The sequence below is a fragment of the Streptomyces griseicoloratus genome, assembly GCF_014534645.1.
In the GTDB taxonomy this organism is placed as follows: domain Bacteria; phylum Actinomycetota; class Actinomycetes; order Streptomycetales; family Streptomycetaceae; genus Streptomyces; species Streptomyces griseicoloratus.
The window spans coordinates 268,272-290,857 of record NZ_JACVQF010000223.1; the positions used below are offsets into that span (position 1 = coordinate 268,272).

20 protein-coding genes are annotated in these 22,586 nt (G+C 71.6%); 9 read left to right on the top strand and 11 right to left on the bottom strand.

Annotation, left to right across the window (positions count from 1 at the left end; translation table 11 throughout):
• Positions 1 to 104 precede the first annotated feature (104 nt).
• A complete protein-coding gene (locus tag H0H10_RS31645) occupies positions 105 to 1,766 on the bottom strand; it encodes a Stk1 family PASTA domain-containing Ser/Thr kinase (protein ID WP_188184568.1) in 1,662 nt (553 codons plus the stop codon).
• A gap of 339 nt (positions 1,767 to 2,105) precedes the next feature.
• Between H0H10_RS31645 and H0H10_RS31650 the strand changes: the two genes are divergently transcribed.
• Entirely contained in the window at positions 2,106 to 3,713 is a 1,608-nt protein-coding gene (locus H0H10_RS31650) for a protein kinase domain-containing protein (RefSeq protein WP_188184569.1), read from the top strand.
• Between the two features lie 18 nt (positions 3,714 to 3,731).
• On the opposite strand, the gene H0H10_RS31655 is transcribed toward H0H10_RS31650, so the two are convergent.
• From H0H10_RS31655 to H0H10_RS31665, 3 genes are all read right to left on the bottom strand, one after another.
• On the bottom strand, positions 3,732 to 4,790 hold the full coding sequence (locus H0H10_RS31655; RefSeq protein ID WP_188184570.1) for a phosphotransferase enzyme family protein: 1,059 nt from the start codon (positions 4,788 to 4,790) through the stop codon (positions 3,732 to 3,734).
• 86 nt (positions 4,791 to 4,876) lie between these two features.
• Entirely contained in the window at positions 4,877 to 5,299 is a 423-nt protein-coding gene (locus H0H10_RS31660) for a pyridoxamine 5'-phosphate oxidase family protein (protein ID WP_188184571.1), read from the bottom strand.
• A gap of 126 nt (positions 5,300 to 5,425) precedes the next feature.
• On the bottom strand, positions 5,426 to 6,082 hold the full coding sequence (locus tag H0H10_RS31665) for a response regulator (RefSeq protein ID WP_188184572.1): 657 nt from the start codon (positions 6,080 to 6,082) through the stop codon (positions 5,426 to 5,428).
• 322 nt (positions 6,083 to 6,404) lie between these two features.
• Between H0H10_RS31665 and pdhA the strand changes: the two genes are divergently transcribed.
• From pdhA to H0H10_RS31680, 3 genes are read left to right on the top strand one after another with little or no spacing between them, the layout of a single operon-like run.
• A complete protein-coding gene (gene pdhA / locus H0H10_RS31670; protein ID WP_188184573.1) occupies positions 6,405 to 7,598 on the top strand; it encodes a pyruvate dehydrogenase (acetyl-transferring) E1 component subunit alpha in 1,194 nt (397 codons plus the stop codon).
• Positions 7,599 to 7,614: 16 nt separating this feature from the next.
• Positions 7,615 to 8,580 carry an alpha-ketoacid dehydrogenase subunit beta gene (locus H0H10_RS31675; protein ID WP_188184627.1) on the top strand — a complete coding sequence of 322 codons (966 nt, stop codon included), beginning with the start codon at positions 7,615 to 7,617 and terminating at the stop codon, positions 8,578 to 8,580.
• A 10-nt stretch (positions 8,581 to 8,590) separates the two neighbouring features.
• Positions 8,591 to 9,982, top strand: coding sequence for a dihydrolipoamide acetyltransferase family protein (locus H0H10_RS31680; protein WP_188184574.1), 1,392 nt, complete (start codon positions 8,591 to 8,593; stop codon positions 9,980 to 9,982).
• 67 nt (positions 9,983 to 10,049) lie between these two features.
• On the opposite strand, the gene H0H10_RS31685 is transcribed toward H0H10_RS31680, so the two are convergent.
• Entirely contained in the window at positions 10,050 to 10,976 is a 927-nt protein-coding gene (locus tag H0H10_RS31685; RefSeq protein WP_188184575.1) for a D-alanyl-D-alanine carboxypeptidase family protein, read from the bottom strand.
• Between the two features lie 225 nt (positions 10,977 to 11,201).
• Between H0H10_RS31685 and H0H10_RS31690 the strand changes: the two genes are divergently transcribed.
• Positions 11,202 to 11,852: a GntR family transcriptional regulator gene (locus H0H10_RS31690; RefSeq protein ID WP_188184576.1), complete on the top strand. Its 651-nt coding sequence runs from the start codon at positions 11,202 to 11,204 to the stop codon at positions 11,850 to 11,852.
• A complete protein-coding gene (locus H0H10_RS31695) occupies positions 11,849 to 13,147 on the top strand; it encodes an MFS transporter (protein WP_188184577.1) in 1,299 nt (432 codons plus the stop codon). Before H0H10_RS31690 ends, H0H10_RS31695 begins: the two co-directional genes overlap by 4 nt.
• Before the next feature lie 106 nt (positions 13,148 to 13,253).
• Here H0H10_RS31695 and H0H10_RS31700 read toward each other — a convergent pair whose 3' ends face one another.
• Complete coding sequence (locus tag H0H10_RS31700) at positions 13,254 to 14,078, bottom strand: maleylpyruvate isomerase family mycothiol-dependent enzyme (protein WP_188184578.1); 825 nt, start codon at positions 14,076 to 14,078, stop codon at positions 13,254 to 13,256.
• 182 nt (positions 14,079 to 14,260) lie between these two features.
• Between H0H10_RS31700 and H0H10_RS31705 the strand changes: the two genes are divergently transcribed.
• Positions 14,261 to 15,085, top strand: coding sequence for a carbon-nitrogen family hydrolase (locus tag H0H10_RS31705; protein WP_188184579.1), 825 nt, complete (start codon positions 14,261 to 14,263; stop codon positions 15,083 to 15,085).
• A gap of 44 nt (positions 15,086 to 15,129) precedes the next feature.
• Here H0H10_RS31705 and H0H10_RS31710 read toward each other — a convergent pair whose 3' ends face one another.
• Positions 15,130 to 15,624, bottom strand: a complete 495-nt coding sequence (locus H0H10_RS31710; protein ID WP_188184580.1) for an LURP-one-related/scramblase family protein — start codon at positions 15,622 to 15,624, stop codon at positions 15,130 to 15,132.
• On the bottom strand, positions 15,621 to 16,625 hold the full coding sequence (locus H0H10_RS31715) for a helix-turn-helix domain-containing protein (RefSeq protein WP_188184581.1): 1,005 nt from the start codon (positions 16,623 to 16,625) through the stop codon (positions 15,621 to 15,623). The genes H0H10_RS31710 and H0H10_RS31715 overlap by 4 nt, the downstream gene beginning before the upstream one ends.
• A 52-nt stretch (positions 16,626 to 16,677) precedes the next feature.
• On the opposite strand from H0H10_RS31715, the gene H0H10_RS31720 reads away from it, so the two are divergent.
• Both H0H10_RS31720 and H0H10_RS31725 read left to right on the top strand, forming a co-directional pair.
• Positions 16,678 to 17,070, top strand: coding sequence for a cupin domain-containing protein (locus H0H10_RS31720; RefSeq protein WP_188184582.1), 393 nt, complete (start codon positions 16,678 to 16,680; stop codon positions 17,068 to 17,070).
• Between the two features lie 29 nt (positions 17,071 to 17,099).
• The gene (locus H0H10_RS31725) at positions 17,100 to 18,929 is read left to right on the top strand and encodes a thioredoxin-like domain-containing protein (protein ID WP_188184583.1); all 1,830 of its coding nucleotides are present in this window, start codon (positions 17,100 to 17,102) and stop codon (positions 18,927 to 18,929) included.
• Between the two features lie 20 nt (positions 18,930 to 18,949).
• On the opposite strand, the gene H0H10_RS31730 is transcribed toward H0H10_RS31725, so the two are convergent.
• From H0H10_RS31730 to H0H10_RS31740, 3 genes are all read right to left on the bottom strand, one after another.
• Positions 18,950 to 19,201: a DUF6458 family protein gene (locus tag H0H10_RS31730; protein ID WP_188184584.1), complete on the bottom strand. Its 252-nt coding sequence runs from the start codon at positions 19,199 to 19,201 to the stop codon at positions 18,950 to 18,952.
• A gap of 101 nt (positions 19,202 to 19,302) precedes the next feature.
• On the bottom strand, positions 19,303 to 20,601 hold the full coding sequence (locus H0H10_RS31735) for a M18 family aminopeptidase (RefSeq protein ID WP_188184585.1): 1,299 nt from the start codon (positions 20,599 to 20,601) through the stop codon (positions 19,303 to 19,305).
• A 120-nt stretch (positions 20,602 to 20,721) separates the two neighbouring features.
• Positions 20,722 to 22,548 carry an acyl-CoA dehydrogenase gene (locus tag H0H10_RS31740; RefSeq protein WP_188184586.1) on the bottom strand — a complete coding sequence of 609 codons (1,827 nt, stop codon included), beginning with the start codon at positions 22,546 to 22,548 and terminating at the stop codon, positions 20,722 to 20,724.
• Between the last annotated feature and the right edge of the window lie 38 nt (positions 22,549 to 22,586).

The window sequence follows — 22,586 nt, forward strand, 5'->3', positions numbered from 1 at the left end:
GGCCGTCACGGGCGGCAAGGGCCCGGCACCCTTCGGGGGCGCCGGGCCCTTCGCCGTACGCGGGAACCGTGCGCGGGAACCGTGCGCGGGAACCGCGCGCCGGATCAGGACGACGGAGGGTTGCCCGTCGAGACCTTGAGCTGGATCTCGGGCATGTCCTTGGGGTCGACGTCCGTGCCGGGCGCGGGGAACTGGTCCCTGATCGAGCCCTCGCCGTACGTGTTCTCGTCCACGTTCACGACCTTCATCGTCCAGCCGGCGGCCTGGAAGCACTCCTTGACCGAGCCGATGTACTTGAAGGTGAAGTCGGGCACCCGGATCTTGTCGGGGTCGTTGTACGACTCCTCCGGCTCCGTGCACTCCTCCTTCTCGATCGTCTTCGAGGTGTCGGGGCCGCGGTAGCCCGCCGCCTTCGACGGCGACGCGGACGCCGTGGCGGTCGAGGTGCCGCCGCCACCGCCCTGGGGGTCGTCATCGCCGCCGCCGTTCATCAGCAGCGCCCCGACGAGACCGCCGACCGCGACCACGGCGACCACGATCGAGCCGATGATCACGGCCTTGTTGCTCTTCCCGCCGCCCGGGGAGCCGGACCCCTGGGACGCGGGCGTGATGTTGTACGGCGGCGGTGTCGACGGGCTCTGCTGCGGCGCGTATCCCGACGCGGCCGGCGTCTGGTAGCCGCCCTGCTGCGGATAGCCGTACGCTGGGGAGGGCGCCGACGGGGCCGGGGTGCCGTACGGGCCCGGGGCCGGCGTCGGCTGGTACGGCGACTGCACGGGTCCGGTGGGCGCCGGGGTGGACTGGTCGACCGGCGGGAACACCGCGGAGCCGACGCCCGCGCCGCTCGGCGTGTGGGCGCCGGGCACGATGCTCGGCGGGGCGGCGTGGAAGGACTGCGCCACGCGCAGGCACTCGTCGCGCATGGCCTCGGCGCTGGGGAAGCGCTCGTTGGGGTTCTTCTTCAGCGCGCGGGCCACCAGCGCGTCGACGGCCGGCGGCAGGGAGCGGTTGACGGAGGAGGGCGCGACCGGCTCCTCCTGCACGTGCGCGTAGGCGATGGCCAGCGGCGAGTCCGCGTCGAACGGCAGGCGTCCCGTGACCAGTTGGAACAGCATGATGCCGACCGAGTACAGGTCGGAGCGGGCGTCCACGCCGCGGCCGAGGGCCTGTTCCGGCGAGAGGTACTGGGGGGTGCCGACGACCATGCCGGTCTGTGTCATCGACGTCACACCGGACTGCATGGCGCGGGCGATGCCGAAGTCCATCACCTTGACCACACCGCGCTTGGTCATCATCACGTTGCCCGGCTTGATGTCCCGGTGGACCAGGCCCATCTCGTGGCTGATCTCCAGGGCGGCCAGCACGTCCGCGGTGATCTTCAGGGCCTTGTCGGCGGGCATGGCGCCGTACTGCCGGACGTCCTCGTCGAGTACCGAGCCGAGCGGGCGGCCCTCGATGTACTCCATGACGATGTACGGCGTCGTCATGCCGTTCAGATCGTCCTCGCCAGTGTCGAAGACGGAGACGATGTTGGTGTGCGTGAGCTTGGCCACGGCCTGGGCCTCACGGCGGAACCGCTCGCGGAAGGCCTGTTCCCGGCCGAGTTCGGTGTGGAGCGTCTTGATGGCGACCTGGCGGTCGAGCACGGAGTCGTACGCCAGGTGCACCGAGGCCATGCCGCCCTCGCCGAGCAGGTCGCGCAGCTGATAGCGGCCGCCGGCGAGCGCACGCCCCGCGTACCGGCCCTGTCCGCCGTCCTGGCTCATGTCTCTGCGTCCCCCATAGGCGCCGGTGGCAGCGGCCCGGGCGCACGTTGATCCAAAGTGTTATTCCCGGCCAAGTCTGCCCCAGGGCACTGACACGTCAAGCGCGGTGCCCGTTCCGTGACCGTACGCGAAAGAAGCGTCGCGGAAGCGTTACAGCGGGCGTACGGCCGGTACACAGAATTTGCACGACAGTACGGAACCAGGGTTTCATGGCCGGTCCGTCTCGTGCCGGTCGGGGCGCCCGTCTCGGACCGGAGGCCACCGGCGAGGCTGTAGCGTGGCCGACGGAGACCGTAACAACACCGCGCGCACCGCGGGCAGAAACGACGGCGAGGACTGATGGCACAGCAGCAGCGCGCTCAGGGCCCGTCCGACCCCGAGGCGACTGGCGGCGGTATGTCGGACGCGCCGGAGACCTGGGGCAACGGCGGGCTTGTCGGCGACGGCCGGTACCGGCTGACCCGCAGGCTCGGGCGGGGCGGCATGGCCGAGGTCTTCGCGGCCGAGGACGTCCGCCTGGGACGCACCGTGGCGGTCAAGCTGCTGCGCGCGGACCTCGCCGAGGACCCGGTGTCCAAGGCCCGCTTCACGCGTGAGGCGCAGTCGGTGGCCGGCCTCAACCACCACGCCATCGTGGCGGTGTACGACTCCGGCGAGGACTTCGTCGGCGGCCAGTCCGTGCCGTACATCGTGATGGAGCTCGTCGAGGGCCGCACCATCCGCGACCTCCTCCTCAACGCCGAGGCACCCGGCCCCGAGCAGGCGCTGATCATCGTCTCGGGCGTCCTGGAGGCGCTGGCCTATTCGCACCAGCACGGCATCGTGCACCGAGACATCAAGCCGGCCAACGTCATCATCACGCACAACGGCGCGGTGAAGGTGATGGACTTCGGCATCGCCCGCGCCCTGCACGGGGCGTCGACGACGATGACGCAGACCGGCATGGTCATGGGCACCCCGCAGTACCTCTCCCCGGAGCAGGCGCTCGGCAAGGCCGTCGACCACCGCTCCGACCTGTACGCCACCGGCTGCCTGCTGTACGAACTCCTCGCGCTGCGCCCGCCGTTCACCGGCGAGACCCCGCTGTCGGTGGTCTACCAGCACGTCCAGGACATCCCGACGCCCCCGTCCGAGGTCTCCGACGCCTCCCCGCCGGAGCTCGACGGCCTGGTGATGCGCTCGCTGGCCAAGGAGCCCGACGACCGCTTCCAGACCGCCGAGGAGATGCGCGGCCTGGTGCAGTACGGGCTGCAGATGCTGTACGACCAGGGCGGCCACACCGGCACCTGGAACACCGGCCCGGTCGGCATGCACGACGGCCGGCACACCCCCTCGGCCGGGATGGCGGGCACGACGGTGCTGCCGCACCCCGACCACGCCTCGGACACCCAGCAGATCCCGCAGCCGATCCTGCCCAACGGATACGGCGGCGGGGACGACGGAGGCTTCGAGGGCCACGGCAACAAGGGCAGCGGCCGGGGCAAGCTGTGGATCCTGGCCGTGCTCGCGGTGATCGCCATCGCCGCGGGCGTCGCGCTGGCGCTGAACAACGGCGGGGGCGGCAAGGGCGGCGATCCGGAGACCTCCCCCTCGCCCACGGCCACCCAGACCACCGAGGACGAGAAGGCCAGCGAGTCGCCGAGCGACGAGGCGACCCAGGAGACCACCGACCCGGGCACCGAGCAGGGCAACGGCGGCGGCGGTACGGGCGGCGACTGGACGCAGCCCGAGTACACGCCCTCCTACACCCCGTCGCAGAGCGTCACCCAGGACCCGTCGGGTGAGCCGACGGACGAGGAGACGCTGCCGTCGACCCCGCCGGAGGAGACGTCGGGCGGCGAGTCGCCCGGTTCGTCGGCTCCGGTCACCCCGCCCCCGGGCGACGGCGGCGGCGACGACGGCGGCGCGGGCGACCCCGGTACGACCGGCAGCACGAGCGGCGGCTGATCCCCGGCCGGCCGGCCGTCACTGCGCGAACGCGTCGCACACCGCGTCGTACTGCCGTGTCCACCACACCGCGAGCGCCGAGGCGGCCGGGAACTGCGGGTCCGCGCGGGTGTCGCCGCGCTCGTAGTGCCAGCGCAGCATCCAGAAGTCGTTTAGGCGTTCCCACCACACGCGGTGCACGGCCGCCCCGAGGTGGGAGGGCGTGGCCCCGGCCGTCCGCCGGTACGCGCGCGCGTAGGCCCGCACTCTCGGCAGGTCGAGCGCACCGCCGGGCCGGACGAAGAAGATCGCGGCGGCGCGGACGGCCTCCTCCGCGCGGGGGCGTACGCCCAGCCGGTCCCAGTCGACGATGGCGGCGGGGGCGTCGCCCTTGTAGAGCAGGTTGAACGGGTGGAAGTCCCCGTGCACCCAGCCGACCGCGGCCCCGCGCGGGGGGCGCCGGTCGGCGTGGCGGGCCAGGAGCAGGCGCCGCTCCAGGAGCCGGTGGCGGGCGAGTTCGTCGAAGGAGTCGGCGGGGCGGTGCCGCTGCACCCGGGCGAGCAGGTCGTCGATGAGGGCGAAGGTGTCGGCGGGGTCGGCGCTCTCGGCCGGGCCGGGTCCCGAGGGGCCCTCGGTGCGGGCCGCGGGCGCCCTCCCGTGCGCCGGCATCACCTGCTCCAGGCCCGCGTGCACCGCGCCGAGCAGCGCACCGAGGCGTGCGCACTGGGCGAGGGTGAGCTGGCCGCCGTGGCGGTGCCGGCCGTCGATCCACGGGTGCAGGGCGTAGGCGTGGCCGCCGACGACGGCGACCGTGCGCCCGTCGCGGCCGGGCAGCGGCGGCGCGACCGGGACGCCCAGGTCGGCCAGGCGCCGGGTGGCCCGGTGCTGGCGGTCGATGGCGGCGGGGTCGGCGGTGTCGGGGTCGGAGTGGTGCTTGAGGAAGTACCGGCCGCGGGTGGTGCACAGCCGGTAGCCGCGGTTGAGCAGGCCCTGGTCGACGGGCTCGCAGGTGAGCGCGGAACCGGCGGAGTAGCGGCGGAGGAGGGCGCCCAAGGGGGGCGCATGAGGTACAGGGGGTGGTACACGTAAGCGCGGCACGCGGCTGATGCTAGGGCACGAAAAGAAGCTGTGAGCTGGGCGTTGTCACAGACAGTCGCCAGCGGTCGCTTTCGGTCGCGTCAGGGTCAGACGGCGTCCTGGAAGTGGCGTTCGAGGCCGTGTCCCAGGGAGTGCACGGTGCCGAACCGCGGCTCGATGCGCAGGTAGACGGGCTCGTACGGGACGCCGTCCACGGCGTGCGGGGCGGGGCCGAACCGCTCGATCTCGGCGGCGGTCGGGTCGTGGACCTCGCACCTGCCCACGACCTGTACGGTCCACAGGCTCTCGCCCGGCCGGGCGGAGTCGAGGTTGTCGGCACCGTACGCGACGACGCTCCCGGCGCACGCGCGGTGGTATCCCCAGCTCCTGGGCATGCGCAGCAGAACGCGGCCGTCGACCACGATGTGCCGCGCGAACGCGAGGAAGGGCAGGGCACGCATGCTGGTGGCCGCCCGGCCGTGGTCGGTGCGGCCGAGCAGGCCGACGGCGAGCTTTTCGTCGGTGGGCATGCACTCACTGTGCGGGAGCGGGAAAGGACGGAACAGGGTCCCCCGCCCCGGTGTGACGGGACGTAAGTCCCGAATAAACGCGCCGTCCGGGGCGGATGGAGTCCGCCGTGCGGGACCGGCGAATTCTCAGCGCTTCCCGGCCTGCATCCGGGCCACATAGGCGGCGGCCTGGGAACGTCGCTGCATGCCGAGTTTGGCCAGCAGACTCGACACGTAATTCTTGATCGTTTTCTCGGCGAGGTGCAGCCGTTCGCCGATCGCACGATTGGTCAGCCCTTCGCCGATCAGCTCCAGGATCCGGCGCTCCTGCTCGGTCAGGCGGGCGAGCCGGTCGTCCGTCCTCGCCCCGCCGTCGCGCAGCCGCTCCAGCACGCGCGCGGTGGCCACGGGGTCGAGCAGCGACTTGCCGGCGGCCACGTCCCGCACGGCGGTCAGCAGCTCGGCGCCGCGGATGTCCTTGAGGACGTAGCCCGAGGCGCCCGCCATGATCGCGTCGAAGAGGGCCTCGTCGTCGGCGAAGGAGGTCAGCATCAGGCACCGGACGGACTCGTCCCGGGAGCGGATCTCGCGACACACCTCCACGCCGCTGCCGTCCGGGAGGCGTACGTCCAGCACCGCCACGTCCGGGCGGGTGGCCGGGATCCGGGCCAGCGCGTCGGCCGCCGTGCCGGCCTCGCCGACCACCTCGATGCCGTCCTCGCCCGACAGCAGATCGTGGACGCCCCGGCGGACGACCTCGTGGTCATCGAGAAGAAATACCCGGATTTTTCCGATTTCATGCACGCGCTCAGTGTCACACACGAACTCTTCCCGTGCCCGGGGTGGCCGGGATAACGTGCCGTTGTTCCGGCCCCCTGCGAGGCTGTGACCAGTAGGACTTCCCGACTTTCGCGGTTTACTTGGAAACCCAAGTAAAAACGCAGGTCAGGAGGGGTTTCACAGAAATGTGGAGCACTGGGTAACGTGCCTTTTGCAGGGCGCTCGCCGGGGCACCTGTCACGCCTGTTCCCGATCGCGGCGCACCCACCCTGTGCGTCTGACGGGCCGCAGGTGAGCCGCACTGGCTTCCGGCGAACCCGGGGGCCGGACCGACGGAGGAGCACACGTGACCGTGGAGAGCACTGCCGCGCGAAAGCCGCGACGCAGCGCCGGAGGCAAGGCCGGCACCACCGGCACCAAGCGCACCACCCGCACGACCGCCAAGAAGGCGCAGGGCACGGACCCCGAGCTCGTGCAACTGCTGACGCCCGAGGGCGAGCGCGTGAAGAACGCCGAGTACGACGGCTACGTCGACGGCATCACCGCCGATGAGCTCCGCGGCCTGTACCGCGACATGGTGCTCACCCGGCGCTTCGACGCCGAGGCCACCGCCCTGCAGCGCCAGGGCGAGCTGGGCCTGTGGGCGTCGCTGCTGGGCCAGGAGGCCGCCCAGATCGGCTCCGGCCGCGCCACCCGCGAGGACGACTACGTCTTCCCCACCTACCGTGAGCACGGCGTCGCCTGGTGCCGCGGCGTGGACCCGACCAATCTCCTCGGCATGTTCCGCGGTGTGAACAACGGCGGCTGGGACCCGAACGGCAACAACTTCCACCTCTACACCATCGTCATCGGCTCGCAGGCGCTGCACGCCACCGGCTACGCGATGGGCGTCGCCAAGGACGGCGCGGACTCCGCCGTGATCGCCTACTTCGGCGACGGCGCCTCCAGCCAGGGTGACGTGAGCGAGGCGTTCAACTTCGCCGCCGTCTACAACGCCCCCGTGGTGTTCTTCTGCCAGAACAACCAGTGGGCGATCTCCGAGTCGAACGAGAAGCAGACCCGCGTGCCGCTCTACCAGCGCGCCCAGGGCTTCGGCTTCCCCGGCGTCCGCGTCGACGGCAACGACGTGCTGGCCTCCCTCGCGGTGACCCGCTGGGCCCTGGAGCGGGCCCGGCGCGGCGAGGGACCCGCGCTCATCGAGGCGTACACCTACCGCATGGGCGCCCACACCACCTCCGACGACCCCTCCCGCTACCGCCACGACGACGAGCGGGCCGCCTGGGAGGCGAAGGACCCGATCCTGCGCCTTCGCCGCCACCTGGAGGCCGCAAACCACGCGGACGAGGGATTCTTCGCGGAACTGGAGGCGGAGAGCGAGGCGTTGGGCAAACGAGTGCGCGAAGTGGTCCGTGCCATGCCGGACCCGGACCGGTTCGCCATCTTCGAGAACGTGTACGCGGACGGGCACGCGCTCGTCGACGAGGAGCGAGCCCAGTTCGCCGCCTACCAGGCGTCGTTCGCGGACGCAGAGGGGGTCTGACATGGCAGTGGAGAAAATGGCTCTGGCCAAGGCGATCAACGAATCGCTGCGGCGCGCCCTGGATTCCGACCCCAAGGTCCTGATCATGGGTGAGGACGTCGGCAAGCTCGGCGGCGTCTTCCGGGTCACCGACGGCCTGCAGAAGGACTTCGGCGACGACCGCGTCATCGACACCCCGCTGGCCGAGTCCGGCATCGTCGGCACCGCCATCGGCCTGGCCCTGCGCGGCTACCGCCCGGTGGTGGAGATCCAGTTCGACGGTTTCGTCTTCCCGGCCTACGACCAGATCGTCACGCAGCTCGCGAAGATGCACGCCCGCTCGCTGGGCAAGGTCAAGCTGCCGGTCGTCGTGCGCATCCCCTACGGCGGCGGCATCGGCGCGGTGGAGCACCACTCCGAGTCCCCGGAGGCGCTGTTCGCGCACGTGGCGGGCCTGAAGGTGGTCTCCCCGTCGAACGCCTCGGACGCGTACTGGATGATGCAGCAGGCCGTCCAGAGCGACGACCCGGTGATCTTCTTCGAGCCCAAGCGGCGCTACTGGGACAAGGGCGAGGTCGACACCGAGGCCATTCCCGGCCCGCTGCACGGCGCGCGCGTGGTGCGCGAGGGCACCGACCTCACGCTGGCCGCCTACGGCCCGATGGTGAAGCTCTGCCAGGAGGTCGCCGACGCGGCCGCCGAGGAGGGCCGCTCCCTGGAGGTGCTGGACCTGCGCTCCGTCTCCCCGATCGACTTCGACACGATCCAGGCGTCGGTGGAGAAGACCCGCCGCCTGGTCGTGGTGCACGAGGCGCCGGTGTTCTTCGGCTCGGGCGCGGAGATCGCGGCCAGGATCACGGAGCGCTGCTTCTACCACCTGGAGGCCCCGGTTCTCCGGGTCGGCGGCTACCACGCCCCGTACCCGCCGGCCCGCCTGGAGGAGGAGTACCTGCCCGACCTGGACCGGGTGCTGGACGCCGTCGACCGCTCGCTGGCGTACTGAGGAGAGGGCCGTGACGACGATGACTGAAGGGTCCGTACGCGAGTTCAAGATGCCCGACGTGGGCGAGGGACTCACCGAGGCCGAAATCCTCAAGTGGTACGTCCAGCCCGGTGACACGGTCACCGACGGACAGGTGGTGTGCGAGGTCGAGACGGCCAAGGCCGCCGTCGAACTCCCCATCCCCTACGACGGGGTGGTCCGCGAGCTGCACTTCCCCGAGGGCACCACGGTCGACGTGGGCACGTCGATCATCGCGGTCGCCGTGGGCGGCGCGGCGGCCGGCGAACAGGAGCCGGCGCAGGCGCCCGTGGAGGACGCGCCCGCGCAGGCGGAGGAGCCGAAGCCGGAGGGCCGCCAGCCGGTCCTGGTGGGCTACGGGGTGGCCACCTCCTCGACCCGGCGCCGTCCCCGCAAGAGCGCGGAGGTCCCGGCCCAGGAGGCCCCGGCCGCGATCCAGTCCGAGCTGAACGGCCACGGGCCGGTCACCCGCGAGCGCCCCCTGGCCAAGCCCCCGGTGCGCAAGCTGGCCAAGGACCTCGGCGTCGACCTGGCGACGGTCACCCCGACCGGTCCGGACGGCATCATCACCCGCGAGGACGTCCACGCGGCCGTGGCGCCCCCCAAGGCCCCGGAGCCCGAGGCGGCACCGGCGACGCCCGTGGCCCCGGCGGCCCCCGCGCCCGCGGTGCCGTACGACACGGCGCGCGAGACCCGCATCCCGGTCAAGGGCGTCCGCAAGGCGACGGCGGCGGCGATGGTCGGCTCGGCGTTCACGGCGCCGCACGTCACGGAGTTCGTGACGGTCGACGTGACGCGCACGATGAAGCTGGTCGAGGAGCTGAAGCAGGACAAGGAGTTCACGGGCCTGCGGGTGAACCCGCTCCTGCTGATCGCCAAGGCCCTGCTGGTCGCGATCCGGCGCAACCCGGACATCAACGCGTCCTGGGACGAGGCGAACCAGGAGATCGTGGTCAAGCACTACGTCAACCTGGGCATCGCCGCGGCGACCCCGCGGGGTCTGATCGTGCCCAACATCAAGGACGCCCACGCCAAGACGCTGCCGCAGCTGGCCGAGTCCCTGGGCGAGCTGGTGTCGACGGCCCGGGAGGGCAGGACCTCCCCGGCCGCCATGCAGGGCGGCACGGTGACCATCACCAACGTCGGCGTCTTCGGCGTCGACACCGGCACGCCGATCCTCAACCCCGGCGAGTCCGCCATCCTCGCGGTCGGCGCGATCAAGCCGCAGCCGTGGGTCCACAAGGGCAAGGTGAAGCCTCGTCAGGTGACGACGCTGGCGCTCAGCTTCGACCACCGCCTGGTCGACGGCGAGCTGGGCTCGAAGGTCCTCGCCGACGTGGCGGCGATCCTGGAGCAGCCCAAGCGGCTCATCACCTGGGCCTGAGTCCCGGCAGTCGCCGAGCCGCGCGTCCCCGACCGGGGCGCGCGGCCCGGCGCCGGCGGACGGCGGGTCAGCCGAGCGTCTTGAAACCGTGGTCCAGCAGCTTCTTGGCGTCCGTCGCCCGCTGGGTGGCGGACGAGGAGGCGAGCACCGTGCCGATGACCGTCTTGCCCTTGCGCGTGGCGGCGAAGACGAGGCAGTACTTGGCCTCGGGGCCGGAGCCGGTCTTCACGCCGATGGCGCCGCTGTAGCTGCTCAGCAGCGTGTTGGTGTTGGTCCACGGCGCCATCGTGCGGGTGCCGCCGTTCTTCGTCGTCGTCTTCGCCGTGTACTTCTTCGTCTTGACGATCGTGCGGAACGTCGAGCTCTTCATCGCGCTGCTCGCGAGCTTCGTCAGATCGCGGGGCGTGGAGTAGTTCTTGCCGTTGCCGATGCCGTCGAACGAGTCGAAGTGCGTGTTCTTCAGACCCAGGGACTTGGCGGTGGCGTTCATCTTGCCGATGAACGACTTCACCCGGGCGGCGCGCGTCTTGCCCGAGCCGTAGGTGTCGGCCAGCGCGTACGCGGCGTCGCAGCCCGAGGGCAGCATCAGCCCGTACAGCAGCTGGCGGACGGTCACCTTGTCGCCGACGATCAGGCGTGCCGACGAGGCGTTCTTCGACACGATGTAGTCGCTGTACGCCATCTGGATCGTGACCTTGCGGTCGAGGTTCAGCTTCGGCTGTGCGAGCACCACCTTGGCCGTCATGATCTTCGTCGTGGAGCCCGTGGAACGCCTGGTGTCCGCGGACTTGGTGTACAGGGACTTGCCGTTCGCGTCGTTCATCACGTAGCCGCCCTTGGCGACGATCGTGGGCGCGGCGGCGGCGCGCACGGCGGCGGCGGGCGCGGCCTGCGCGGGTGCGGTGGAGAGGGCTCCGGTCGTCAGGACGGCGCCGGTGGTCACGGCGACGGCGACGGCTCTGCGAAGGCGGATGCCCTGGATGTCGTTTATCAAGTGAGATACCCCGATTATGTGAACGCCCCGGTGGTGTGGCCGCGTTGTGGTCGATTACGGCGTGGGGCCATGTATGTGCGACTCGTAAGTAGCACGGATGGTTGTGCCGTTGGCGCCGGCCGGGTCGGCGCGTCCCTCTGACGGGTGGCCGTTCGGGCGTGGGTGCGTGCGTCCGCATGCTGGACGGGGGCCTGCTTGCGTCCCTGTTGTATCTATCCTGTGGGCATGACCATGGCCGTGAAGCAACCTCCCGCCGCCGACCGCGTCTACACCCACGTCAAGCAGGGCGTCCTGGACCGCCGCTACGAGGGCGGGTCCCTGCTCACCGAGGGAGAGCTCGCCGAGGCCGTGGGGGTCTCGCGCACACCGGTGCGCGAGGCGCTGCTGCGGCTGGAGGCCGAGGGACTGCTCCGGCTCTACCCGAAGAAGGGCGCGATGGTCCTGCCCGTCTCCGCGCAGGAGATCGCGGACGTCGTGGAGACCCGGCTGCTGGTCGAGGAGCACGCGGCACGCAAGGCCGTCCCCGCCCCGGCCGGACTCATCGAGCGGCTGGAGGAACTGCTCGCCCGGCAGAAGGAGCAGGCCGCCGCCGGCGACTTCGCGGCGGCCTCCGTCACCGACCGCTGCTTCCACGCCGAGATCGTCCGCAGCGGCGGCAACGAGATCCTCTCCCGCCTCTACGACCAGCTCCGGGACCGCCAGCTGCGCATGGGCGTCGCCGTCATGCACTCCCACCCGGACCGCATCGCCAAGACCCTTGCCGAGCACGAGGAGATCCTCGACGCGCTGCGCGCGGGGGACGCGGAGGCGGCCGTGGGCATCGTCCACCGGCACGTGGGCTGGTTCTCGCACCTGGCCAGGGGGGAGGTCCGATGAGCGGCACCACGGGAATACCCGGCGACCCCCCGGGCGGCCGGCGCGCGATGGCCGTGTGGGGCATCGGCGTCGCCGTCTACTTCGTCGCCGTCATCTTCCGCACGTCCCTCGGCGTGGCCGGGCTCGACGCCGCCGACCGCTTCCACGTCAACGCCTCGGCCCTGTCCACCTTCTCCATCCTCCAGCTGCTGGTCTACGCCGGCATGCAGATACCCGTCGGCCTGCTCGTCGACCGGCTCGGCACGAAGAAGGTGCTGGGCATCGGCGTGGTGCTGTTCACGGCCGGCCAACTCGGCTTCGCCTTCTCACCGTCGTACGGCATGGCGCTCGCCTCGCGCGCTCTCCTGGGCTGCGGCGACGCGATGACGTTCATCAGCGTGCTGCGGCTGGGGACCCGCTGGTTCCCGGCCCGGCGCGGCCCGCTGGTCGCCCAGCTCGCCGGGCTGGTCGGCATGGCGGGCAACCTGGTCTCCACGCTCGTCCTGGCCCGGCTGCTGCACGGCGTCGGCTGGACGGCGGCGTTCGCGGGCAGCGCGCTCGCCGGAGTCGTCGTCCTCGTCCTGCTGCTGCTCTTCCTCAAGGACCACCCCGAGGGGTACGAGCCGGAGCCGATGCCGCACCAGGGGGCCGCGTACGTACGGCGGCAGATCGCCACCTCCTGGCGGGAGCCGGGTACGCGGCTCGGGCTGTGGGTGCACTTCACCACCCAGTTCCCGGCGATGGTCTTCCTGCTGCTGTGGGGCCTGCCGTTCCTCGTGGAGGCTCAGGGGCTGTCCCGCGGCACGGCCGGCGGGCTGCTCACGCTCGTCGTGCTGTCCAACATGGCCGTCGGTCTGGTCTACGGCCAGATCATCGCCCGGCACCACGGCGCGCGGCTGCCGCTGGCCCTCGGCACCGTGGCCGCGACGGCGGCACTGTGGGCGACGACGCTCGCCTACCCGGCCGAGCACGCGCCGATGTGGCTGCTGGTCGTGCTGTGCGTGGTGCTGGGCGCCTGCGGACCGGCGTCCATGATCGGCTTCGACTTCGCGCGGCCGGCCAACCCGCCGGAGCGGCAGGGGACCGCGTCCGGGATCACGAACATGGGCGGCTTCGTCGCGTCGATGACCACGCTGTTCGCGATCGGGGTGCTGCTGGATGCGACCGGGGACGACTACGCCGTCGCCTTCTCGTCGGTGTTCGTGCTGCAGGCGCTGGGGGTGTCGCAGATTCTGCGGCTGCGGAAGCGGGCGGCTCGGAGGGAGCGGGAGCGGTTGGTTGCCAGCCGGGTGGAGACGGTGCACGTTCCTGCGTAGGCGCCCGGCGTGGGTGCGGGGCGGGGGTGGGTGCGCAGCCCGGCGTTGCGGGGTGCCGCTGCGCCCACCCGTGCCGCCCCTGCGGCACGACTGCCCGCAGCTCGGGTTACTTCGTCACCGTGAAGTTCCTGAGGATCGCCGTCGTCAGGGCCGGGTCGCCCTCCGTCTTGACGCGGTCCGCCACCGCCTCCGGCGTCACCCGGCCGCAGGCCAGGCGGACGTACGTCTCCCAGTCGAGGGTGAGGGTGGCGGCCGGGCCGAGGGCGGGGGCCGTCTCCAGGGTGCCGCGGCCCTGGATGTCGACGCGGATCGTGCGCAGGAACTCGACCGGACCGTGGACGTCGAAGACGACGGCCGAGCTGCGCGGCGCGCTCGCGTCCTCGGCGACGACGCGCGGGAGCTCGGCCAGCAGCACGTCACGGGCGACGTGCGCGCCCGGGGAGTCGAGGTTGCCGGGACGGCCGAGGGCCGTGCGCAGGTCCTGTTCGTGCACCCACACGTCGAAGGCGTGCCGGCGCATGGACTCCTCCAGCGTCAGGTCGGCGCCGTAGGGGCCGCGGACCTTGGTGCCCGGGTCCCGCGACTCGTTCCGCAGCTGACGGTTGCGCCGGATGATCATGTACTCCAGCTCGGACGTCATCTCCGGCGCCGTGTGGTGGCGGCGGACGTCGACCTGCATCTCCATGTAGCGCTGGTGGTCGTTGGTGACGTGGAACAGGTCGCGCGGGAGGGTGTGGATGGGGCGCGGGTCGCCCAGCATCTCGGAGTCCAGGCCCATGACGTGGGAGACGACGTCCCGCACCGACCAGCCCGGGCAGGGGGTGCGGCGGTTCCACTCTGCCTCCACGAGGTGCTGGACCAGCTCGGATATCGCCTCGATGGAGTGAGTCCAGGCGTCGGCGTAGGGCTGGAGGGTGGGATGCAGACTCACGGAACGGGACCCCTCGGCGGTCGGTACACGGGCAGGTTGTGGCGGCGGTGCCAGTGGGAGGTGGCTGCGGTCGGCGGGCGTCTTGGGAGGCTAAGTTACGCTGCTGTGCGGCACCCCGGCAGTGCTTTCGTGTGACGATCGTAGGCCCGTGTGGACGGCTCGAATGCCAGGACGGTGGTAGTGTGCGCGCCTCTGTGATCCAGATCGCCGTGAACGAGGACGAAACGGTCGAAGCGCGCCGCCGGCGGGCGGCGTCGCTGGTACGGCAGCAGGAGGGCGCCGATCTCGTCGTCCTGCCGGAGCTGTGGACCACGGGCGCCTTCGCCTTCGACGAGTTCGGCACCGGCGCCGAGCCGCTCCGGGGCCCGACGTACGAGGCGATGGCCAAGGCCGCGAGCGAGGCGGGCGTGTGGCTGCACGCGGGGTCCGTCCCCGAGCGCGCCCCCGACGGACAGCTCTTCAACACCTCTCTCGTCTTCTCCCCCTCCGGTGACCTGGCCGCCGCCTACCGCAAGATCCACCGGTTCGGCTTCGACAAGGGCGAGGCCGTGCTGATGGGCGCGGGCAGCGAGCTGGTGACGGTCCGTCTGCCGCACACCACCCTGGGCGTGGCGACCTGTTACGACCTCCGCTTCCCCGAGCTCTTCCGCGGCCTCGTCGACGCCGGTGCCGAGACCTTCGTCGTCCCGGCGGGCTGGCCGGAGCGCCGGCGGTCCCACTGGACGCTCCTGGCACAGGCGCGGGCGGTGGAGAACCAGGCGTTCGTCCTCGCCTGCGGAACGGCCGGGACGCACGCCGGAGTTCCGCAGGCCGGTCACTCGATCGTGGTCGACCCCTGGGGCGAGGTGCTGGCGGAGGCCGGCGCGGACGAGGAGATCCTCACGGTCGAGTTCGACCCGCAGAAGGTGACGAGGACCCGGGAGCAGTTCCCGGCGCTGAAGGACCGGGTGCTGGGCCTGGAAACTCCCTGGCGTCAGGGGCAGGGGCAGGGGCAGGGGCAGGGGTAGGGACAGGGACACGGACACGGCCAGGGCGGCGTGTCCGACGGGCCCTAGTCCCGCTCGCGTTCCTTCTCCGCCAGGTGGATGACGCACACCGTCAGCGCGATCAGCAGCGCCGGGTCCGCGTCGTCCCGGACGACGTCCACGCCGTAGGTGTCCCGGAGGGTCACCAGGCGCCGCGAGGCGACGGCCAGCAGTTCACCGTCGTACTCGATGGCGAACTCCCGGTCGAGGATCCTGCCGCTGACGTCCAGCTCGGTTCCGTCGGCCAGGGACACCCGGTAGTGATTGCGCAGCAGGGAGAGCCGTTTGCGCCTGATCGTCGCCAGCGGCCCGCCGCCCCGCTCGATCACCATGGTGTCCCGCAGGGCGAACATCTTCTGGTGGATGTCGATCAGGACCCGCCCCTGGGCGTCCTTCAGCTCCCAGGTGTCGCGCAGCCGCAACGCCTTGCCGTCGACGAGGTACGCCTTGTTGCCCTCGGCGTCCTCGATCCAGTAGTCGTCGCCGAAGCCGAGGAGCCGGTCGTACACGAGGAATCTCATGGCGTGATCGCTTCCCGCGCACCCGTCCCGAAACGCCGCCGGTAGGCCGACGGGCTGAGCCCGGTCTCGCGCCGCAGCCGGATCCGCAGGTTGGCAGCGGTCCCCAGCCCGCTGCGGGCCGCCACCACGTCCAGCCGCTCCTCGCCGCGCTCGATCAGCCGCCGCGCGAGGGTCACCCGCTCGGCCGTGAGCCAGGCGAGCGGGGTCGTCCCCAGCTGCGCCCGGAACCGCCGGTGCAGCGTGGCCGGGGACACCGCCGCGCGGGCCGCCAGACCGGCCACCGTCAGCGGCTCGCCCAGCCGCTCCTGCGCCCACTCCAGCAGCGGCGCGAGCGATGCGTCCGGCACGTCCGGCACCGGCCGCTCCAGGAACTGCCGCTGGCCCCCGTCCCGGTGCGCGGCGAACACCAGCCGCCGGGAGACGGCGTTCGCGATCTCGGCGCCGTGGTCCCGGCGCCAGATGTGCAGCCCGAGGTCCAGTGCGGCGGCGCTGCCCGCCGCCGTGAGGATGTCGCCCTCGTCCACGAACAGCACGTCCGGCTGGAGCAGTACGCGCGGGTGCAGCCGGCGGAAGGAGTCCGCCCACAGCCAGTGCGTCGCGGCCCGCCGCCCGTCCAGGAGCCCGGCCTCGGCGAGTGCGAAGCTGCCGGTGCACAGGCTCATCACGCGGGCGCCGCGTGCGTGGGTGCGCCGGATCGCGTCCAGTACGGCGGGGCCGCGCGGCACGACGTTGTCCGGCCGGCCGGGCACGACGAGCGTGTCCGCGTCGTCCACGGCGTCCAGTCCGGGCACGCCGGTGAGCGTGAAGAACCCGTGGTTCATCCGCACCCGGGGCGTCGGCGTGCACAGGGTCACCTCGTACAACGGCCCCGGCAGCCCCAGCTCGGGGCGGGGCAGACCGAACAGCTCGGTGGCGCAGCCCACCTCGAACGGATTGGTGCCCTCGTCGACGATCACCGCGACCCGGTGGGGGCGCGAGGGCTGAGAGGATCCTTGCGGCATGTGCGATTCCTAGCACTTATGCGACGGCCCGGTCACCCCCGACGATGACGTCATGACCCAGGAACCGATCTCCCTCTCCTCCGCCCTCGCCTCCTTCACCGAGAAGTGGAGCCCCCGCATCGTCACCGCCGTCAACGACTGCGACGTCCGTGTCGCCAAGGTCGAGGGCGAGCACGTCTGGCACGTGCACGACCACACCGACGAGTTCTTCCTCGTCCTCGACGGCGAGCTCCACATCGGCCTGCGCGAGCCGGCCGGCGAGCGCACGGTCGTCCTGCCGAAGGGCTCGGTCTTCACGGTCCCGCGCGGCACGGAACACAAGCCGTACGCGCCCGTCCCCACGGCCATCCTGGTGTTCGAGCCGACCGGCACCCTCACCGTCGGCGACCGGCACGACGAGGTGCCGGACCACGTGGACGCGACGACGGGGCATGCGCTGACGTGAATGTCCGAGCCGGGTGGCACCCTTGGTCCATGAGCGATTCCACCCCGGCTCCGACCGGCCGCCGCGCCCGAGTCCGCGCCCCCGAGCTGATCGGCAAGGGCGGATGGCTGAACACGGGCGGGAAGCAGTACAGCCTCGCCGACCTGCGGGGACGCATCGTCGTCCTGGACTTCTGGACCTTCTGCTGCATCAACTGCCTGCACGTCCTCGACGAGCTGCGCGAGCTGGAGGAGAAGCACCGGGACACGGTCGTGATCATCGGCGTGCACTCGCCGAAGTTCGTCCACGAGGCCGAGCACCAGGCTGTCGTCGACGCCGTGGAGCGCTACGGCGTGGAGCACCCGGTGCTCGACGACCCGGAGCTGGCCACCTGGAAGCAGTACGCGGTGCGCGCCTGGCCGACGCTGGTCGTCATCGACCCGGAGGGCTACGTCGTCGCCCAGCACGCCGGCGAGGGGCACGCGCACGCCATCGAGCGGCTGATCGACGAGCTGGAGGCCGAGCACGCGGCGAAGGGCACGCTGCGGCGCGGCGACGGGCCGTACGTGGCGCCGGAGCCGGAGCCGACCACGCTGCGCTTCCCCGGCAAGGCGCTGCTGCTGCCGTCCGGGAACTTCCTGGTCAGCGACACCACCCGGCACCAGCTGGTGGAGCTGGCGGAGGACGGGGAGAGCGTCGTGCGGCGGATCGGGACCGGCGTGCGCGGGCTCGTGGACGGCCCGGCCGGGGCCGCCGCCTTCAACGAGCCGCAGGGCCTCGCCCTCCTGGATGACGGTTCGGTGGTCGTCGCCGACACTGTCAACCACGCCTTGCGCCGGCTGGACCTCGGCTCCGGCGAGGTCACCACGCTGGCCGGCACCGGCCGTCAGTGGATGCAGGGCGAGCCCACCTCCGGCCCCGGCCGCGACGTCAGCCTGTCCTCGCCGTGGGACGTCGCATGGTGGAACGGCAAGGTGTGGATCGCCATGGCCGGCGTCCATCAGCTCTGGGCGTACGACCCCGCCGACGGCTCCGTCGCCGTCACGGCGGGCACGACCAACGAGGGGCTCGTCGACGGGCCCGGCGGCGAGGCGTGGTTCGCGCAGCCGTCCGGTCTCGCGGCCACGGACGAGCGGCTGTGGGTCGCCGACTCCGAGACGTCCGCCCTGCGCTGGGTGGACCGGGAGGGTGCCGTGCACACGGCCGTCGGCACCGGTCTGTTCGACTTCGGGCACCGTGACGGTGCCGCCGGGCAGGCGCTGCTCCAGCACCCGCTGGGCGTCACCGCGCTGCCCGACGGCTCCGTGGCGGTCAGCGACACCTACAACCACGCCCTGCGCCGCTACGACCCGGCGAGCGGCGAGGTGACCACGCTGGCCACGGATCTGCGGGAGCCGAGCGACGCGGTACTGGCCGGGGACGACATCGTGGTCGTGGAGTCGGCCCGGCACCGGCTGACCCGGCTGCGGCTGCCCGAGGAGGCGGTCCGTGTGGAGGCGGTCGCCCACCGCACCCAGCGGGCGGCCACGGAGGTGGCGCCGGGCACGCTGCGGCTGGAGGTGATCTTCCAGGCGCCGTCGGGCCAGAAGCTCGACACCCGCTACGGCCCCTCGACCCGGCTGCTGGTCTCTTCCACCCCGCCCGGGCTGCTGCGCGCCGGTGAGGGCGCGGGGACGGACCTGACCCGCGAGCTGGAGCTCGACCCGGACGTGCCGGAGGGCGTCCTGCACGTCTCCGCGATGGCGGCGTCCTGCGACGACGATCCGGCCAACGAGTACCCGGCCTGCCATGTCCACCAGCAGGACTGGGGCGTGCCGGTCCGGCTCACCGAGGCGGGCGCGGACCGTCTGCCGCTGGTCCTGGCCGGGCTGGACGGCTGACACCCGCGGGTCCGCGGGTGTCAGACGCCGTAGCCGTCGCGGTACCCGTCGCCGCGGCGGCGGGTCGTCGGGTCGTCGACGACCGGGGTCGTCGGCGGTACCACCACGCGTCGGCGCCGGGCGATGCTGCTGAAGGTCGCCACGCCGATCAGGCCGACGACCATGAGGATGACGCCGACCAGGTCGAGGTTGACGCCCCGCATGTCCCAGTCGGTCGCGAACGTGAGGATGGCTCCCACGGCGATGAGGATGATGCACCCGCCGAGGCCCATGAGTGTCGCCTCCCTGGAGATCCGGTCGGTCCGGGCTTTCCGGTCGATCCGGTTCCGGGCGGGTACCCCGGGCGTCAACCCCCATGCCGTGGTGTGCCGTTCTACGGCTGGAGGAAGGCCACCAGGGAGTTCGCGAGCAGGTGCGGGTCGTCGGCGCCGCACAACTCCCGGGCGCTGTGCATCGACAGGATGGCCACGCCGATGTCCACGGTCCGGATGCCGTGCCGGGCCGCGGTGATGGGGCCGATCGTCGTGCCGCAGGGCATGGAGTTGTTGGAGACGAAGGACTGGAAGGGGACGTCCGCCTTCTCGCAGGCGGCGACCCACACCGCGCGGCCCGAACCGTCCGTGGCGTAGCGGTTGTTGACGTTGACCTTGAGGATGGGGCCGCCGTTGACGCGGGGGTGGTGCGTCGGGTCGTGCCGTTCCGCGTAGTTGGGGTGGACGGCGTGGCCGGTGTCCGACGACAGGCACACCGTGGCCGCGAACGCCCTCGCCCGGTCCTCGTAGGAGCCCCCGCGCGCGAACACCGAGCGCTCCAGTACGCCGCCGAGCAGGGGTCCGTCCGCGCCGGTGTCCGACTGGGAGCCGTTCTCCTCGTGGTCGAAGGCGGCGAGGACGGGGATGTGGGTGAGCTCCGTCCCGGCCGCCGCCACCGCCGTCAGCGCGGCCACGCCCGCGTGCACGGACAGCAGGTTGTCCATGCGGGGTCCGGCCACCAGTTCCCGGTCGCGGCCCAGGTACGCCGGGGGCTCCACGGAGTGGGTCATCAGGTCCCAGCCGGTCACCTCGCCCCGGGGGATCCCCGACTCCTCCTCCAGGAAGGCGATCAGGTCGCCGTCGCGCACGGTGTCGCCGAGGCCCCAGACGGGCTGGAGGTGGCGCTGCTTGTCGAGCTTGAGGCCCTCCGTGGACACGTTGCGGTCCATGTGGATGGCGAGCTGGGGGACACGCAGCAGCGGCCGGTCGACGTTCACCAGGCGCGTGGAGCCGTCGCGCAGGCTCAGGCGGCCGGCCAGGCCCAGGTCGCGGTCGAGCCAGGAGTTCATCAGCGGTCCGCCGTAGATCTCCACGGCGACCTGGCGCCAGCCGTGCGCCCCGCTGTCGGGGCGCGGCTTCACGCGCAGGTTGGGGGAGTCGGTGTGCGCGCCGACGATGCGGAAGGGGGTGTGCGGCGCGGCGCCCTCCGGGACGTACCAGGCCACGATCGCGCCGCCGCGCAGCACGTACTTGCCGCCGCTCGTCCCGTCCCAGGCGTCCGTCTCCGCGACCTGCCGGAAGCCGGCCTTCTCCAGCCGGTCGGCGGCGTTCGCCACGGCGTGGTACGGCGTCGGGCTCGCGGCGAGGAAGGACATCAGGTCGTCGGTGTGGCCGCGGTCGAAACGAGGAGGTTCGCTCATGGGGTTCACCTTAACGACGGACGAGGGCCCGCTTCCCGTCAGACGGGAGCGGGCCCTCGCAGGGGTGTGTGGGGTCTGTGGAGGGACCCTCGGAGCCTTGGCCCCGGTGTCTCGGATGTCTTAGAAGGCCGCCTCGTCCAGCTCCATCAGGTCCAGCTCGACGCCCTGGGCCACCTTGCGGGCCAGCGTGACGCCGGGCAGGACCTCGGCCGCGAAGAACTTCGCCGCGGCGATCTTGCCGGTGTAGAACGCCTTGTCCTTGGCGGAGGCCGTCGGCAGCTTTTCGGCGGCGACGGCGGCGCCCTTGAGGAGCAGGTAGCCGACGACCACGTCACCGGAGGCGAGCAGCAGGCGGGTGGTGTTGAGGCCCACCTTGTAGATGTTCTTGACGTCCTGCTCGGTGGCGGCGAGGTCGGTGAGCATCAGGCCGACGATGGCCTCCAGCTCGACGGCGGCCTTGGCCAGGTGCTCGCGGGCGGCGGACAGCTCCTCGCCGCCGGTGCCGAGGGCCAGGAACTTCTTGATGTCCTCGGCGAGGGAGTTCAGCGCGGCGCCCTGGTTGCGGACGATCTTCCGGAAGAAGAAGTCCTGGCCCTGGATCGCCGTGGTGCCCTCGTACAGGGTGTCGATCTTGGAGTCGCGGATGTACTGCTCGATCGGGTACTCCTGCAGGAAGCCGGAGCCGCCGAAGGTCTGCAGCGACTGGGCGAGCTGCTCGTAGGCCTTCTCCGAGCCGTAGCCCTTGACGATCGGCAGGAGCAGGTCGTTGAGGGCGTGCTCGGCGGAGGCGTCCTCGCCGTTCGCCTCCTTGACCTGGATCTCGTCCTGCACGGCCGCGGTGTACATCACGAGCGCGCGCATGCCCTCCGCGTACGCCTTCTGCGTCATCAGCGAGCGGCGCACGTCGGGGTGGTGGGTGATGGTGACCTTGGGCGCGGTCTTGTCCATGAAGTTGGCCAGGTCGGGGCCCTGGACGCGCTCCTTGGCGTACTCCAGGGCGTTGAGGTAGCCCGTGGAGAGGGTGGAGATCGCCTTCGTGCCGACCATCATGCGGGCGAACTCGATGATGCGGAACATCTGGCGGATGCCGTCGTGCTTGTCGCCGATCAGCCAGCCCTTGGCGGGGTGCTGGTCGCCGAAGGTCATCTCGCAGGTGTTGGAGGCCTTCAGGCCCATCTTGTGCTCGACGTTGGTGGCGTAGACGCCGTTGCGCTCGCCCAGCTCGCCGGTCTCGAAGTCGAAGAGGTACTTCGGGACGAGGAACAGGGACAGGCCCTTGGTGCCGGGGCCGGCGCCCTCGGGGCGGGCGAGCACGTAGTGGAGGATGTTCTCCGACATGTCGTGCTCACCGGAGGTGATGAAGCGCTTCACGCCCTCGATGTGCCAGGAGCCGTCCTCCTGCTGCACGGCCTTGGTGCGGCCGGCGCCGACGTCCGAGCCGGCGTCCGGCTCGGTGAGGACCATGGTGGAGCCCCACTGCTTCTCGACGGCGATCTTCGCGATGTGCTTCTGGACCTCATTGCCCTCGTCGAAGAGGATGCCGGCGAAGGCCGGGCCGGAGGAGTACATCCACACGGCCGGGTTGGCGCCGAGGATCAGCTCCGCGTAGGCCCAGATGAGGGAGCGGGGAGAGGTCGTGCCGCCGATCTCCTCCGGCAGGCCGAGGCGCCAGTACTCGGAGTCCATGAAGGCCTGGTAGCTCTTCTTGAAGGAGGCGGGGACCGGCGCGGTGTTGGTCTCCGGGTCGAAGACCGGGGGGTTGCGGTCGGCGTCGGCGAAGGACTCGGCCAGCTCGTTCTCCGAGAGGCGGGTCAGCTCCTCCAGGATGCTCTTGGCGGTGTCGACGTCCATCTCGGCGAACGGGCCGGTGCCGTACAGCTTGTCGCGGCCGAGCACCTCGAAGAGGTTGAACTCGATGTCCCGGAGATTCGGCTTGTAGTGCCCCATGGCGACGGCTCCGTTGAGAGATCGGCGAGGCACTGTCT